Here is a 17,161-nt window from a genome sequence, read left to right as displayed (position 1 = left end):
CATACATTTTTAATTCACATCAGCGATCCATGATCGCAGCCATCAACTCGCCTTCGGCGACCAGTTCGCCATCAACAAAGGCTTTGCAATACAATTTACAGGATGTTGAGCGCCGCCGAAGCAGTTCACATTCGATCACAACCTGGTTTCCGGGAAACACCGGTTTACGGAAACGCACTTTGTCCATCGCCATAAAATAGACCACTTTGTCCGACGTATTTTCTGCGCCATCCAGCATCATGATGCCGCCGGTTTGTGCCATGGCTTCAACCAGCAAAACGCCGGGCATTATCGGGTGACCGGGGAAATGCCCCTGAAAGAATTCTTCGTTGACAGTAACACCTTTGACGCCGACAATCCGTTTTCCGGGCTCGAATTCAACTATTTTATCGACCAGCAAAAACGGGTAGCGATGCGGTAAAATCTTTTGTATCGCTTTGGTATCAAAGATGACGCCTTTGGTGGAAACTTCCTGATATTTTTTTGTAAGCCTTTGTTTTTTATAAACTTCCCGCAATCGCCGCGCAAGCTCGATGTTACTTTGATGCCCGGGTCTGGCGGCTAAAATTTGCCCTTTGATGGGTGCGCCCACCAAAAATAAATCGCCGAGCAGATCCAGCAGTTTGTGTCGCGCCGGTTCATTCGGAAAACGCATTTTGCGGTTGTTGAGTAAGCCGTTTTCACCAACGAACACATCGCCTTCCATATTCAGCGCTTTTTTGATTTTAGGCTCGTTGATGTCGCCCAATTCTTTATCGCATATGACAACAGCGCAGTTCTGGCTGCCACCTTTGATCAAGCCCTGATCCAGCAACATTTCCACTTCGTGCAAAAAACAGAAGGTTCGTGCCGGGGCAAATTCCGTCACAAATTCATTCTCCAACGAAAATAAACCGGAATGTTGGCTGCCCAACGCCGGATTTTGGTAATCAACCATCACGGTCATCCGCAAATCGTCCAGCGGCAGCGCAACCATGTCAATGCCGCGTTTGTCATTCTGAAAGTGGAGTGTTTCTTCAACAACAAGATAATTTTTGGGAGCATCCTGTTCAATAATTCCGGCTTCCAGCAACACATTCACATAAGGCATTGCGCTGCCATCGCCAACCGGTGGCTCGCCTGCAGAAAGCTCAATCAACAGGTTATCAATTTCCAATCCGGCAACTGCCGCCAAAACATGTTCTACGGTGTATATTCTCGATCCGTCTTTTTCAAGATTTGTGCCACGCAAACTGTCGATCGAATTATCCTGCACAACGTAATCGACCAACGCAGGCACTTCGACTGAATTTTCCTGATCCGTCCGGTGAAAAACAATGCCATAATTTTCCGGCGCCGGTTTAAAAGTTATGGTTGACCGCTCCCCGGTGTGTAACCCAATTCCGGTAAAAGACGCCGGCGTTTTGATGGTCTGTTGCTTTTTAGCCATCTCTGCAAGCTCCTGATAAATATATACTTAGATCATTTTCTCAAATTAGAAAAACCGGCAACTGCCTGTCATTTTTTTTCCAGCAACGCCAACCGTTTTTCCAGATCACGAATGTGTTTTCGGATTTCCGGCAGGTGATCCAGCGATGCCTCGATGCGTTTCATTTTCATGATCGGGCGCGCCGGTGAACCGAACAGCACCTCGCCATCTTCAACTTTTTTGGAAACACCGGATTGTGCGGCGATTTGCACGCCATTGCCGATGGTAATATGCCCGATTATTCCCACTTGCCCACCGATCATATTGTGTGAGCCGATTTTTGTGCTGCCGGAAATACCGGCTTGTCCGGCAATTACCGTATGCGAACCAACAACCACATTATGCGCAATATGCACCAAATTATCCAGTTTTACACCATTGCAAATACGGGTTTCACCGAGCGTCGCGCGATCGATTGTGCAGTTTGCACCAATTTCCACGTCATCTTCGATTACTACTTTGCCAACCTGCGGTATTTTGTGAAATACGCCTTCGTGCGGGGCAAAGCCAAATCCGTCGCTACCGATAACCGCACCATTGTGAATAATAACGCGGTTGCCGATCACACAATCCTCCCGGACACTGGCGAGCGGATACAACCGGCAACTCGAGCCGATTTTACTGCCATCCAAAATCACACAATTCGGGAAAATTTCGGTCTCATCTCCAATGGAAACATCCGCACCGATGTAAACATGCGCGCCAATTTTGACATTTTTTCCGATGTTGGCACCGCTATGAACCACAGCCGTTTCGTGAATACCGGTTTCGAGCATTTGTTTGGGTTCGTTAAACAATAACAACGCCTGCAAAAACCCGAAATAGGCATCCGGCGCGATAATATACGGCAGGCTGGGCGGTTCATCAACCCGTTTATCAATGATAACAGCGGATGCATTGGATTGCTCCAGCCGTGAGCGATATTTGGGATTAGCCAAAAATGTGATTTCGCCGTCACCCGCTTTATCAATTTCTGCGGTGTTGTGGATTTGCAGCGCAGGATTTCCAACCAGTTTACCGCCGATTTTTTCGGCAATATATTTTAATGTGTACGAAGGCATTTTTTCTCTCAACAGATATACAGACAAAGCGTAAATCTTAAAAAAACATAAAATTAAAAACAATCAGAATTATTTTTGAATACATTTTGCCAACAAACTTATAACAATTATGGAAAAATAAAGCATACAAAAGGATAAAATTACGAATTTTCGCCCAATTGTGCAAAGAGTTAATATTGACCCAAACGCCCAATCCTTTTAACCCGTTCTAAAATAATGCTCATTCGCTAAAAAAAAAGCTGAAATGCAATGGGTGCATCTCAGCTTTTTAACAACTGTTTTACGTAGAATTTTACCTATTTTTTGCTGAGTTCGTCCAACAAACGCTGGGTAATATCCAGATCAGGTTTGGCATAAAGCAAGCCCTGGACGGAATCGAGAATCAGGTCGTAGCCTTCTTCTTCGCCAATGCGTTTGATAACCGCATTAATATCGTCGATAATCGGCTTGGTCATTTGCTCTTGTTTGCTGTAAAGTTCACCTTGCGGACCCAATTTTTCGTAATAAAAGCGTTCCAGTTCAATCTGCAATTGTTGAAGCTGGGCTTCTTTTTCAGCTTTTTTCTCAGGGCTCAACAGCAGGCTCTGGCTTTGCACTTCTTCCAGCAGTTGCTGTCCGGATTGTTGTTTCTGGCTGAATTCTGTTTCATATTTGGTTTTCAGATCGTCCAATTGTTTTTGGACATTTTGCCATGCCGGATAATTTTCGAGCACTTTTTGCGAATCGATATACCGGATTTTGGTTTGGGCATTTACGCTTCCCATACCCAACATAAAAACAATACTCATCATAAATGTTGCGATCAAAAGCCTATTTGTTTTCACTGATAAAATCCTCCTAATAACATGATTTACAGGGGTTTAGTTGAGAAAAATTATTTAAAATTGTCCGAATTTGAAGTGGACTTTCCAGTCACCTTTTCGATTTCCTAAATTGTCGTAATAGTCGTATCCATAGCCGAAGTCAACACCGATGATGCCAAGTAACGGCATAAACAAACGCGCGCCAAAACCGATTGACCGTTTCAGGGTGGAAAAATCGGCTTCTGAAAAATTATCCCAAACATTTCCGGCTTCCATAAACATCAGACCAAAAATAGTGGGATTTGGTGCGATGGGAAAGCGCACTTCCGCTGTGAAACGCGCCATTGCGGTACCACCGGAAGTGGGTCCAACCCGCCCGTCGTCATATCCGCGCAACGATTCGGAAAAACCAAGCCCGGAGCCACCCATAAAAAAGAGTTCGTTCGGGTTGATGTAATAGCCTTTGGTGAGACCAGCAATTGATGCCATGCGGTTTTCGAGGAAAAATACCAGCCCGTATTTCATGGGCACATACCATTCCAGCGTGAAATCATTTTTGATAAAATCTTCATCACCCTGCAGCGGACCGCCGGCGAGTTTGGTGCGCAAGTTGAACACGGAACCGGCTGTCGGGAATTCCGGACGGTTCCGGCTATCCCGCCGGATAACTTGCGTTAAACTGATCTGCATCGAGTTTTCTCTAGCGAAAAGAAAGCGGTTCAGCAGTTCTTCGTTGCGTACTTCCAGAATGCGGTTTTCGGCAATTCGCAAAATCCAGTCACCGCGAAAGTAGTTGTCCGGCCAGCGGAAACGGCGTCCCAATTGAACCGAACCACCGCGTTCTTCCCCATCCCACGGACGGAAAGAGCCGTTGTATCGCGTGCTGAAAATTGAAAAACCGGTGAGCGTTGTGCTGCCAAATGTCCACGGTTCAATAAAACTGAGCGAGAGGTTGCGGTAGTATCGTCCGAAATCCCACTGGAATGTCAATCGCTGGCCGTCGCCGCCGGTAAGCGGGCGTTTCAGCGAAAAATTATTCAGTGAAAATCCGACACTACCGATAAACCCGTCGCGCTGGCTGTAACCGGCGCTCATGTTGGCGGTGTCTGTGGAACGTTCTTCGATGGTTACTTCGAGGTTTACGTGCTCTTCGTCATCCGGCAACAGTTTTACATCCGGCACAACGTTCGCAAAATAATTCAGCACCCACACATCGCGGACACTGCGTTCCAGTTTGCTGCGGTTGAACACATCGCCGGGAAAAATCTTGAATTCGCGACGAACCACTTTTTCGTTGGTTTTGGTGTTGCCCTTTACAATGATTTCTTTAATCCGCACCACATTGCCTTCGTTGATACGAATTTTGATATCTACCGTATCTTCACTGACAGGCACTTCCAACGGCAAAATGTTAGCAAACAAATAGCCCTGGTTGTAATAGAGGTTCTGGATATTTTCTCGGATGCTTTTTTCGAAATCTTCCTGATTGTAGATGTCACCTTTTTCAAACAGCAGTTGGGTGCGCAAGATCGGCTCAGTAAAAACCGTGTTACCTTCGAAGGAAACATCGCCAAAGTAATAACGGCGGCCTTCTTCAATATATACATCGATAAATAAATCGCGTTTGTCTTCACTGTAATAAATGGAATCGCGGACAATCTCGGCATCGCGGAAGCCGTTTTTGCGGCAAAACGCCAGCAAATTTTGCTGATCCGTTTCATATTTTTCGCGATCGAAATCCGCGCCGCGCCACCAGCGTTTTTCTTTGATTTCTTTAAACGATTTGCGCAAATCTTTGGGATCCAGTTCCTCTGCACCGAGCACCTGGATACGCTTGATCTGCACTTTTTTGCCTTCCTTCACATTCAGGTTGGCAATGACGCGGTCATTTTCAGAAAAGGATGTATCGATACTCACCGTTGCCAGCAAATAGCCTTCATCCTTATATTTTTTGACGAGATCGCGCTGGGCTTTATACACCGCAAACGGCGTGAACACCATTCCCCGGTAAAAACCGATCTCTTTATCGATTTCTTTTTTCTTCAGCTTATCGTTTCCGACGACGGTCCAACCTTCCAATCGCGGATATTCCTCAACGCGGATGATCAGATCGATATTATTTCCGGACTGGCGTTCTGCCAACACCTGAACGTTGGAAAAAATATTCAACTGCCACAAATTTCGGATCGCCCGTTGAATATTATCACCCGAAACGTAACTGCTTCGTATCAGACCACTGTTGAGCAAAATGAGGGTGCTGTCTGCGGTTTCATTTCCCTCGATTTTGATAGTATTAATGCGGAATTGCTGTGTTTGCTGCGCATGAGCAGTAGATATTCCAGCTACCGCAACACATGCGAAAATGATTAAAAAATGTTTCCAGCGTTCTCGAAAATTCATATTGAATAGACCAATTTTATGTTTTAGTACACAGACTTTCAAATTAATCGATTTCCTTAATTTTTCCAAAACAAAAATCACAAGTTACATTCATGCGTCGCCGGTAGCCCGGTAAATTTTTTGCATTACCGGTAGAAATCGACCTTTGGGAAGGCTTTCCGTTTTACCAACGGTTTCAAATGCCATTCGACGATAGAAAGCTTCCGCATTCGGATCCGCAACCACATAAATCGTTGCACCCGGTTTTACAACAGCCATTATAGTTTCGTTTAATAATTTTGTTCCAAATCCGTTTCCGATAAATTTCGGATGAATCCAAAGATGGGTAATTTCATAACTGTTTTCGGCGGATTCGATGGCGCAAAATCCGGCGATTTCATCACCGGCAACCAGCTTCATCACCGAATGTTTACGGATATATTCAGCGGAAATTACCAGATCATTTTTCCACAAATCCATCCACTCCGGCGGATAATTCCAGTGCATTTTTGCGGCGTGGCTAATGGTTGTCAAAATGGGAGCGTCTTTTGGGGCGGCTATTTTAGTTGTTGTTTTTTCGTAACTTATCATGCAAAAAAAATATAATTTTCTAAAAAGTGATCGACCGGCGCAGGCGAATTCTGAAATCGCGACTGAGATCACGTGAGTTATCTATATTGTAAAACGGATCGAACTGGAATTTGCTCATTTCCACTTCCAGCAGCCAGTTGTAAAGCAGGCGATATTCCACACCAAGCGTGTGGTTGACGCCCAGTTTGGAGTCGTCAACGCCGGCAACCAACTGTCCGGTGTAAGACATATACACGTCCTTTAGAACATATTTGCCGAGCGTAAGTTCCGAACTTTGTAACAATTGTAACGCCGGATCGAGATTGTTGTTCACCAACAAAAACGTGGGTCGATTGAAAATTTTGGTTCGATCCTGAAAACTGAGATACAGCAAATACGATGCAAAATTGGAGCGAACCCGCACATAATCCAGCTTGAGTTTGCGCTCCAACTGCCGTTCGATCGGGCGGAACAGCGGGCGGATCAGGAAATTTTGGGTGAGCGTTAATCCCACTTCTCCGGCTTTGTATTGCAGGTTGCGAAAGCTGTAACCGAGGCTGGCCAGCAACTGTTCCTGCGTTTCGCCATAGGGATTTTCCCGGGAAATCAGCTTAAATCGGAAATCCTCCCAGCGACCTTTGGACACTTCTTTTCCGGTGACCGGATCGGTAACGTATAATTTTAGGAGGATGTCGCGCGGGACACTTTCCCCGCCGATGGCCGCAGCCGATGTATCGCCGCCGGTGACGCCAAAAACGGGATCATATTCTTCCGTTCGAACGGTGGTGTACGCTGTGCCGTAAACTTCCGGATAAATTTCGTAAACGTTGAACTCTGCGCCAAATCGCTCCACCCGGAAATTCACATCGAGATATTCCACTCGTCCACGGGAAGATTCTACACTGCCATCCACCCGGAACGATTCATCAATCAACCGTCCGGTGTAAACAAAACCTTCGGAATTGTTATCGATATTCAAATCCATAAACACTTCGCCAACGTAACCGGGAATGCTCACAAAATAGCGATTGTTGTTGCCGGGCAACGATTTCATATCCCAGCGCATGTTCATCATAAATTCGATAACGCGGTCATTTTCATCATAAACATATTCGCCCGATTCGTCGTACATCCCGATAAACGGGAAAGTTACCCGACAATTAAAGAGCTGGGTTGTGCCGCGACACAGCGGTAAATCCGGTGGTCCGGCAAAATAAAACGCCTCGCCGGGCAACCTGCCTGATGCGGTAAAAAAGCCGATATCACCTTCTTCCATCATTCCCGGAAAGTGCAGCGGAATGCCGTTTTCCGCCGTTTCCAGCGACAGCACGCCCAAATTCAGCCCGACATCTTCAAAAAACCACGGCTCCAGCACCTGCCCGTCTGTGGTGGTCACCGACGGCTGGTTGTAAATTCTGGCGCGGCGTCCCTGAACCAGCGCTTCAATATTGCGGATGTGAATAAAATTATCATTTTCCGAAAGCTTTACATCCACTTTCAAATTGGTGATCGGCGGAACAACGCCATCGAACGCCATGCTGCCATCGTAAACCTGGAGATCAATTTCATCGAGTAGCGGGTTTCCGCGCGAACCGACGATGCGGGCGTAAAGCTTGCCGTCGGTTTTCGGATCGATAAAATACGGTAAAATTTGCGGTAATTCTGCCAGCACGTTGCCGCGCGCATTCACTTTCAAATCCATCGGGGCGTATTCCTGAATGCCGATAAATCCGGCAACGTTCACATCATACGCATCGCGATTGTGATACAAAAATCGCCGGACATTGACGATGTGGTGATCAATTTGCCAAAAATTACCGCCCTCGATGAGCGAATCCGCCACCGCCAGTTCGATGCCGTGAAACACGTTTTCATCCAGCAAATGCCCTTCGCCGATATGCAGCGATCCCGTTAACTGCGGCTGCGCCAACAATCCATTTGCTTTTATTGCATAAGATAGCGAGCCGTCAATCACATCGGGATCGCCAAAAATGGTTTCCGCCAAAAAATTGCTTTCCAGATTACTGCCATTCATCCGGAACGACAAACTGTCCGAAACGGCATCCCAACTGAGCAGTGCGTTGGCGACAGTATCGCTGTTCAACCGCACCCACAAATCACTGAAATCGAGCCGGTGATTGTTAAATGCGCCATCCACGATTGCGTTGTAATAACCAACGCCGTTAACCACCAAATCCTGAACGCCCAGATTGAACCGCAACCCGGGATTTTCAACGGTGCCATCAATGCGCAGTTCACCCTGCAAATTGCCTTCCTGCAATACATTGGACCACTCGGGACTGTTGGCGAGATAATCCTGCAGACTGAATTTTTCCAGCTTCACGGTGCCGGTGTACGGCGAATCGGATTTGGAACCCTGAAACACATTTGCCTGCAAAACATCCGGCGCGTTAACGCGAATATTTACGCCGGAAACATCGAATGCCACATCGAAATCGCCGTTGATTTCTTTCGGCTCGCTGTTGACGCGGAATTTTCCTCGATAGCGTTGGTTATCCAGAAAAATATCGGTGATGTTACCGAACGCCATCACAATCTGGCGCAACTGATCATCTTCGGGAACGAGCTTGGCTTTGGTTGCCAGCGAATAATACGGACCGGAAAAAAACATGTGGATGTGCCGTTTGTCCAGAAAAGATTTCACCACCGGATTGTAGCTGAGCTGCGACATCGGGAAATCGTTGAAATCGAGAATTTCGATTTGCGGGCCGCTGAATAATTTGTGGATCACACCGCTCAGCTGAAAATCGTCGTCCACATCATCCGTTCGGACGTTGAAGCGCAGCAACTGGTCATCCAGCGTAAACGGTCCGCGCCCGATCGCCAGCAGCGTATCCACACCAACGCCCTGATAAACGAATCCGCCGCGAAAATCTTTCTGGCGAAAATTGCCGTAAAAATCGGTATCCACCAACACTTTGCCGTTGTTCAAACCAGTCATCCAGTTGAAATAATCGTCAGGCACTTCGATGTCCGATGCGAGATCGAGGCTGAGCGTATCAGTATTAAAATTGACGTAACCGGTGCCTTGTGTTCGGAATTCAAAAAAATCCGCCCGCAAATACGGGAACCGCAAAATTTTCTCGCGAACATTGTAATCCAGCCGCGTCCGGACTGTGTTGAACGGTACCACGGCGTAAAGCAGGTCCGGGCAACGCGCTTCCGCGTGAATATCCATTGTTTTGATCGGACCGGAAAAATGGGCGTTTCCGGCAACTTTTCCTTCGTATGCATATTCAAATATGCTATGCGATTGCTTTAGATGGCTCGCGGAAAAATCCCAAACCGACAGTCGCCAGTCCGCTTCCGGATGGAGCACGTTATACAACATCCCGCCGAAACGGGCGCGTCCGTCCTCAATCCGGCAATCGAATGTATCGATCAGCACATCCTGCCCTTCGAACCGCAGATAAAAACTATCAATTTCGGTGTGCTGATTGTAAATGGCCATGCGCATATCTTTCACCTGCACATCGCCGTTAAACATCAGGCTGTCCATATCAAAATGTTCGTTGATTACCTGCACGCTGCCACTGAGCCGGGCGTTTTCAATTTGCCAGAAATTGATTTTCCAGAACGGAAGGTTGGATGTCACATAACTTTCCAGAAAATCAACTGTTGCTTCCCAACGTTTGAATCCGAAATCCACATAACCGGTTAATTTGATGCCGGAATTTTCCGTGCCGAGCAGCTCGCCATCGAGTGCCAGCGTTACTTCTTCGTTGCTGGCGAGGTAATCCAGCCGCCCGTTCAATCCACTGAACAGCGGAATTTGCTTTTCCGCTAGCGTGGTTTGCCAGGGCATTTGCAGCACAACACTGCCATCGCGAATTTTTACGTGATCGATTTCCGGAAATTTTTTGATGTTGGTGATGATTTCTTCGAACACTTTTTCCAGCGATAAATCGGGATTAATTTGTCGCGGTTCATCGCTGTAATATAATGTTACCTGCGGGCGAATCAGCTTTACGTTGTTGATGGTTTTGACGGGATCAAAATTGTACGTGAGCAATTTGGAGGGCGCAAAGCTGAAACGGATTTCCGCAAATTCAACCGAGAATCCGGCACCCGGATTGGCCGCGCGAACGTTGTAAAAGGAGAGATTATCCGAGCCGATCGAAAAATCGGTGATGTAAAACGACTCGCCCAGATACGGCTGCAACTGGCGGATAATCCGCGCCTCTACCTCATCTTTTACCGGCGTGTATCGCCACACCAGAAAAAAAATCAGAAGCACGGAAAACGTAATAATAAATGTATAGAACAACCAGCTCGGCGGCTTTGAAAAGTGGATGCGATGTGGCTGTTTTGGTTCTTTATTTTCCATTGAAAAACTGTACGTCCTTACCCGTTACATCTGTGAAACATCTGATTCGCTGCGCGGAATACGCATGCAAGAATATAAACCATAATTTTCACAAAATGTTCAGGGATTTAATAATTTTGAAATGCTGACGATTTCGAAGTTGCGATCTTTTAAATCGCGAATCAGCCCGGGAAGCATGCTGTACATCGGCTCTGTTTCACGCTCGGTGCCGAGATGCATCAGCACGATGCCGCCGTTGAGTTCGCTGCGGGCGTTGTCTTTTTCGATGATTTTGAAATAAGCTTCCGATGGCGTTTGAAATCCAAGTGTCGAGGGATCAGAAATCCAGTCCCGCGTGTCCAGTCCGCGACTCCAGTAAATATGCATATACCCAACTTCTGCAGCCCATTTGATGATATCCGGATTAATTTCGCCGAATGGCGCACGCCAGTACGGCTGCATTTTTTTGCCGGTGAGCGCGAAAAACAGGCTGTCCGTCCGGCGAAGCTGGTGCTGCAAAAATTCCCGCGTTACCTCCGGTGCGGTGATATGTTTTTTCAGACTGTCGTATTGCGTGAGATGCGGGTGATTGTATGTGTGATTCCCGATTTCGTGCCCGTCTGCCAAAATGCGGTTCACCAAATCCGGGTATTTTTCAACAAATTGTCCGGTGAGAAAAACCGTGGTGCGGATGTCGTTTTCCGCCAAAATATCGAGAATTTCCGTTGCGCCGGTATTCAGCGATCCGCCGTCGAACGTGAGCGACACCCGCCGCTGTACCGGATTTCCCCGGGCAACTGAACGGTTTAGCGTTTCTACCATCATGCTCCGGTATATGACCTGAAACTGGCGATCCATTGCCAATTGCTGCCGGTTGTTCCAAACGCCCACGCGGATATCGTTCACATCGTAGGTTAGCGGAATGACAAACTGGCGATTACTGTCTTTCGTGGCAATCTCGCTGACTACCGGCCAGTCATTTCGCCAGATGTTGATAATCCAGCCGCGCTGCACTTTCAGGCTTAGTGTGTATTCGCTGGAAGTGCTGTTTTCTGTGAAAATATCGCCACTGATTTTTTTGAGCGAATCGAGCGGCGCAGCCAGCATAAACGGTTGATTTTCCGATACTTCAGTCTCATTATTTTCAACGGAATCCGCATGTCCCGCACCACGCCAGATCAGCAGAAAAGCGCCGATCAACGCAAGCGTTAGCAACACATTCCAGCCGGCGAGCAGCTCCAGTTTTCGTTTGGACAGGTTTTGCCAAAATTCATCCCAACGGTTTAGCCAAAAGCATTTTTTGCTGCAAAAATAATGGCGATCCAGATGCAAAATGCAATCTGTGCAAATATACGTTTTGCAGCGATAGCAGCGGGTTTTGGTGATCCTGTCTGTATGATTTTGGCAAACATGGGCTTTCATCGGTTGCACTCCGGCAATAATTTTTCCTGAATGGGCGTTTAAACATATCCAAAATAATTCCTTTTAATCGCAATGCACGTCACAATTTACATTCAAATATCAAAAAACACCCGAATGTGTAAATATGCGCCCACTGCCGGATAAATCCAAAATTGAACTTTGCAGAATTCGTTTACGAACAAATCATCCTTGCATTACATCCAAAAATTTTGGATTTTTAGCCACGAAAAAAACGGTTACCGGAGGTCCCATCCGAAAGCCAACGCCTAAGTGCGTTTATTTTAACCGTTTTAGATGGAGAATTTTATTATGAAAAATGTTCGCGTTGCGGTTGTCGGAGCGACCGGTTTGGTCGGTCAAAAGATGATTCAGGTTCTGGAAGAACGCAACTTCCCAGTGTCGGAACTGGTGCCGGTGGCGTCGGAACGCTCCGCCGGAAAGCAGGTGACTTTTCGCGGAAAACCCGTTACCGTGCAACCGCTGAGCAGCACTGTTTTTGATGGCGTAACTTACGCGCTTTTTTCCGCCGGTGGCAGCGTCAGCAGCGAATGGGCAAAACCGGCTGCCGCAGCCGGTGCAATTGTGATCGACAATTCCAGCGCATGGCGCATGCATGCGGATGTTCCGCTGGTAGTGCCGGAAGTGAATCCGGAGACAATTACCGCACATCAGGGCATTATTGCCAACCCGAACTGCTCAACCATCCAAATGGTGGTGGCGCTCAAACCGCTTTACGATGCGTTCGGCATTCGCCGAATTGTGGTTTCCACCTATCAGGGCGTAACCGGCAGCGGCAAAAAAGCTGTCGACCAGTTGGAAGATGAATTGCACAACGGCGGCAAAAAAAATGTGGGTGCGTATCCGCATCCCATCGCATACAATTGCCTGCCGCATATCGATGTTTTTTATGAAGATGGCTACACCAAAGAAGAAATGAAAATGGTCAACGAAACCCGAAAAATTTTGGGTGATGACAGCATAAAGATTAGCGCGACCTGCGTTCGGGTGCCGGTGATCGGCGGGCATTCGGAATCGGTGAATATCGAAACGGAAAAGCCGTTCTCGCTGGAAGAAGTTCGCGAAGTGCTGGGCGTTTTCCCCGGTATTATTTTGCAGGATGACCCGAAGCACAATCACTATCCGCTCCCCCGCTTCGCCCACAATCGCGATGAGGTTTTCGTCGGGCGGATCCGCCGTGATCCATCCATCGAAAACGGGCTGAACCTGTGGGTTGTCAGCGATAATCTGCGCAAAGGCGCCGCCACAAATGCTGTCCAAATTGCCGAATACTTATTGAAAATGCAGGAGCAACGCGTTCATGCCTGAACAAACTTTGCCACAACTTCCGGCAACACCGCCGGAAGTGATGAACGGGGCAGAACCCATTTTTATCGATCAGGGCAACACTGGCATCCTTTTTTTTCACGGATTTACCGGCTCGCCATACGAAGGGCGGGATTTAGCGTATCATTTCGCCAGCAAAGGCTATGCAGTTTGGGTCCCGCTGATACCCGGACACGGCACAAAGCCGGATGACCTGGAAGGCATTTCGTTCAAAACTTGGCTGGAAACAGCGGAACAATATTATCTGACGATGAAATCACAATACAAAACCGTGATCGTCGCCGGGCAATCGATGGGTGGCGCACTGGCGTTGCACGTTGCCGCCAATTTTGCGGTGGATGGGCTGGTGACCATGGCTGCTGCCATTTTCGTGAAAGACTGGCGTCTACCGTTTCTGCCGTTGGCCAAACAGGTGTTGCGCTTTTATTACAAATCCAAAGGACCGGATATTCGCGATAAAGCGGCGAAAGCCAAAAGTGCATCTTATCCCTACTATCCTCTGACCAGTTTAACAGAATTTTTGCATTTGATTGAGCATGTGGACGGTGAGTTGCCCGCCGTAAACGCACCCTGTTTGCTGGTACATTCCCGCCGCGATCACACGATCACTTATGAAAATCTGGCCCATATTTCCGGCAAAATTTCATCGACAAAAAAGAAGTTACTCACGCTGGAAAACTCGTATCACGTAATTTCCGTTGACGGCGAAAAACAGAAAATTTTTAACCAGATTGAGCTGTTTATCAACGAAATTCAGCACTGATTTTTAGCGCACCCAACTCAAAGAAAATAAATCACTTGGATTTTAATTTTCAAAATGGGTTTGACATTTTCCGCATATTTTGTTAAACTTGCCCGATTGGAGGCTTTGTATTTTTTGAAATTAAACCATTGCGATAACCCCGATTAACATAATCATTATTGGAGGAAACTCATGGCGGCCAAAGGATCAATCATTTTAAAATTATTGATTGTAGTGTGTGCGCTCGCTTTGTGGCAGGTGATATCTTTACCCGGGAAAATTTGGTCGGAAGAACAACATCTCGAAAAAACCAGCCGCGACAACATGAACTCGATTTACGAAGCTCAGATGTATTACTACGGCAAAACAAAGCGTTTCATGCCCGAAGATTCGCTGGAATACCTTGTTGATTTTATCAAATCTGACTCCGCATTAAATCAGCGTCAAAAAATTGGTCGGCTGACCCATGTCCTCAACGACAGCGTTAACCGCATTCTGGATGTTCCCACCATTCGCGCGATGATTCCCATTTCCAGTTCGCTGCGGGAAATCAGTGGTGATCTGGAATTTAACACCCGTTATTTCGAGCGCCACGACAACATTATGGAACACAAAGCCAAAGTTGTGGAAAACCTGAACAAAATTACTGCATCAGCCGAATTCCCAAATTTCAGCAAATTGCGTAATTATATCGATTCGCTCAGCACACTTCAGGAACGCATGAACGAGTACAAATTGCAAAATGTTGCCCAAATGGCGCAACGCTATGTGGATTCAATGGTGGTTTATCTGCCCAAAATTGAAATGGATCGGGTTCAGTCCTATTGGTCCGGTCAATATTCGCTCATCAACGATATGGTCAAAGATATTAAAAAAACCGATATCATGCAGGTTTCCAGCGTTGCTGACCGTTTGAAAAAATTTATCGATCGTATCAACACCGCAATGTCGGAATTAGCAACACTCAATCGCCAGCAGGATGTTAATACACTCCAGAAATACAAATCCGGCGTCGGCAAAGTGTACAACACATTTTTGGAACCCGACAACTTCTTGACAACCGAAAACAACGGTATTATGCAACTTAACGAAATCGATTCGATTCTGGTGAAACTGGATAAAAGCAATTTTTACGATCCGGATGTATTCGATGGTGAGCAAAAATATCTGGTTAGCTACGAAGAAGGCAGCTCCAACCTGACAGTTGAATCACCGAATCTGCTGGACAACTTCCAAAATGAATTGAAATCCGCATCGCAGCCGTTGATGAATATTCCGTTTGTGCAATATATCGACCAGATCCACAATTCGTTGGATAGCACCATCAAAGTAATGGATGACGCCAAAAACGAATATCGATTGAGCCGCTACAGCACGGATATTTTGTTGGGAATCAAAGAAGTATCTGCAGAAATGAAGGATTTGGGTAACATTAAGTTTTATCGTTATGTCACCAATTTCAAAAATTTTGTGGATAAAGTGAATAACGAAAAACGCCTTTCCGTGATGAAACCGGTTATCGAAGATATCCTTAATCCAATGGATACATTGGCCGCACGGATCAAAACCAAAGATGTCAGCGATCTGGTGGAACGAATGAATTATTTTGATACCAAAACCAAACAATTGGATTCGCTGATTCAGAACAACAATAAAATTCCCGCCAGGGTTAAGCGTGACGTGCCGTCATTTTCCGCCTCTTTCCAAAACGTGTACAGCATTATTGAAGAAATGAAATCCTCTTTCAATGCTGCAGATGCAGACCAGATGGTTGCCTCGGCAAAAGAAATTGAAAAAGCACTTTTGGAAACACTCAACGGACAGAATGAAACCGTGCATTATGTTTTCAGCAAATCTCATGAAAATCATGGGTATATCGAAAACGGTCAGAAAAGTTGGGAAGCTGAGTAGTAGTTTTGCATAATTCTGCTGCGTTAATTACGAAAATATGAAAAAAATGTAGATTGGGCTTAAATCCTAATTTATATTTGCCAAAATCATAACTTACTGTAATTAACACGGTTGTGTTGATACTGAACCGCCGGACGACGGAACAGGAGAAACGCTGGAATGGCAGAATTAGTCAATAGCATAAGTTTTCAAGATAATTACCTCATTTGGCTGCTCGCAGAAGCAGATTCCGATCAGTCTATACACATCAAAAGGGTAGTGGAAGCACCACTACCCTTTGTTATTAGTTACGAAAACCTCACCAAACCCGCCGCTGCGCTCGAAATTGCCAATCGTTTAACATCGCTGGCCAGCAGAAACGGAATGACCACCGAGAATGTGCGATTTTTGTTACCTGCCCGTTTCGGGCTGGTTAAAAAAGTGTTGCTGGATCAATATGTTCCAGAGGCTGTGCACGAGCAGATCATCCATAGCGAGCTATCTGAAACACTGGTTTCGCCGTTGGATGATTACCTGATTTATACGCCACAATATTCCCGGGAAAATAATTTTCTGGAGGAACGGCTGGTAGTCGCTTTCCGGAAAAAATTATTTGCCCTGTTCCGCGATGTTGCCGCAAATGCAAAAATGAGCCTGACCCAGATCAACCTGAATACATTTGCGCTGGATGCACTGTTCCGCCGCCTTTACCCTAACATGCTTGGCGAAACCATGCTGGCAAATTTTACAGAACACGGTGTAGAAGTTACGCTTTCCGCACAGAGCAATTTTTTGAATTATGCTTTCAAACCGTATACGAAATCGCTGCAAAAAATTGATGAACTGGATGATCAACAACTTACCGATTTTTTTGTTGCAATGGTTGACGACATCCAACGTCCGGGTTCGGTAGATTTCCCGCTGTATTCGATTTCCCAAATTTACCTGTTTGGCACACATCTCCGGGAAAAACTGGTAGATGCCCTGCAATCAGAAAACCTTCCGACTACCCGAATCCTAAATCCAATGGAAGTCAACGACTGGCAGATAATTTTGAACGAAAAGAATCTGGAAGACGAACTCTATCGCTTTATCGAACCTTTGGCAAATGCAATAATGTAAATTGATAGCATGCTAACAAATGCTATCCGCACA

The 17,161-nt window shown here is 46.3% G+C and carries 11 protein-coding genes; 4 read left to right on the top strand and 7 right to left on the bottom strand.

The genetic code is table 11. The features are described 5' to 3' along the window. Positions 1 to 19: 19 nt before the first annotated feature. The 7 genes from H6629_22110 to H6629_22080 form a co-directional block, all read right to left on the bottom strand. Positions 20 to 1,429 carry a bifunctional UDP-3-O-[3-hydroxymyristoyl] N-acetylglucosamine deacetylase/3-hydroxyacyl-ACP dehydratase gene (locus H6629_22110; GenBank protein ID MCB9070478.1) on the bottom strand — a complete coding sequence of 470 codons (1,410 nt, stop codon included), beginning with the start codon at positions 1,427 to 1,429 and terminating at the stop codon, positions 20 to 22. Between the two features lie 68 nt (positions 1,430 to 1,497). Beyond that, positions 1,498 to 2,529, bottom strand: a complete 1,032-nt coding sequence (lpxD, locus tag H6629_22105; protein ID MCB9070477.1) for a UDP-3-O-(3-hydroxymyristoyl)glucosamine N-acyltransferase — start codon at positions 2,527 to 2,529, stop codon at positions 1,498 to 1,500. A 296-nt stretch (positions 2,530 to 2,825) separates the two neighbouring features. Next, the gene (locus H6629_22100) at positions 2,826 to 3,353 is read right to left on the bottom strand and encodes an OmpH family outer membrane protein (protein ID MCB9070476.1); all 528 of its coding nucleotides are present in this window, start codon (positions 3,351 to 3,353) and stop codon (positions 2,826 to 2,828) included. 54 nt (positions 3,354 to 3,407) lie between these two features. Further along, positions 3,408 to 5,732 (bottom strand): outer membrane protein assembly factor BamA, encoded by a 2,325-nt coding sequence (bamA, locus tag H6629_22095; protein ID MCB9070475.1) that lies wholly within the window; start codon positions 5,730 to 5,732, stop codon positions 3,408 to 3,410. A gap of 90 nt (positions 5,733 to 5,822) precedes the next feature. After that, positions 5,823 to 6,245, bottom strand: coding sequence for a GNAT family N-acetyltransferase (locus tag H6629_22090; protein MCB9070474.1), 423 nt, complete (start codon positions 6,243 to 6,245; stop codon positions 5,823 to 5,825). Positions 6,246 to 6,321: 76 nt separating this feature from the next. Continuing rightward, positions 6,322 to 10,629 (bottom strand): hypothetical protein, encoded by a 4,308-nt coding sequence (locus tag H6629_22085; GenBank protein ID MCB9070473.1) that lies wholly within the window; start codon positions 10,627 to 10,629, stop codon positions 6,322 to 6,324. Positions 10,630 to 10,728: 99 nt separating this feature from the next. Then, a complete protein-coding gene (locus tag H6629_22080; protein ID MCB9070472.1) occupies positions 10,729 to 12,030 on the bottom strand; it encodes a polysaccharide deacetylase family protein in 1,302 nt (433 codons plus the stop codon). A gap of 309 nt (positions 12,031 to 12,339) precedes the next feature. On the opposite strand from H6629_22080, the gene H6629_22075 reads away from it, so the two are divergent. The 4 genes from H6629_22075 (at position 12,340) to H6629_22060 (ending at position 17,128) form a co-directional block, all read left to right on the top strand. Next, positions 12,340 to 13,356 carry an aspartate-semialdehyde dehydrogenase gene (locus H6629_22075; protein ID MCB9070471.1) on the top strand — a complete coding sequence of 339 codons (1,017 nt, stop codon included), beginning with the start codon at positions 12,340 to 12,342 and terminating at the stop codon, positions 13,354 to 13,356. Next, the gene (locus tag H6629_22070) at positions 13,349 to 14,137 is read left to right on the top strand and encodes an alpha/beta fold hydrolase (protein ID MCB9070470.1); all 789 of its coding nucleotides are present in this window, start codon (positions 13,349 to 13,351) and stop codon (positions 14,135 to 14,137) included. The genes H6629_22075 and H6629_22070 overlap by 8 nt, the downstream gene beginning before the upstream one ends. Positions 14,138 to 14,308: 171 nt before the next feature. After that, entirely contained in the window at positions 14,309 to 16,027 is a 1,719-nt protein-coding gene (locus H6629_22065; protein ID MCB9070469.1) for a hypothetical protein, read from the top strand. Positions 16,028 to 16,186: 159 nt separating this feature from the next. Further along, entirely contained in the window at positions 16,187 to 17,128 is a 942-nt protein-coding gene (locus H6629_22060) for a hypothetical protein (GenBank protein MCB9070468.1), read from the top strand. Positions 17,129 to 17,161: the final 33 nt, after the last annotated feature.

Source organism: Calditrichia bacterium (assembly GCA_020634975.1).
In the GTDB taxonomy this organism is placed as follows: Bacteria; Calditrichota; Calditrichia; order RBG-13-44-9; family J075; genus JACKAQ01.
This window is presented reverse-complemented; position numbering and strand designations above follow the sequence as displayed.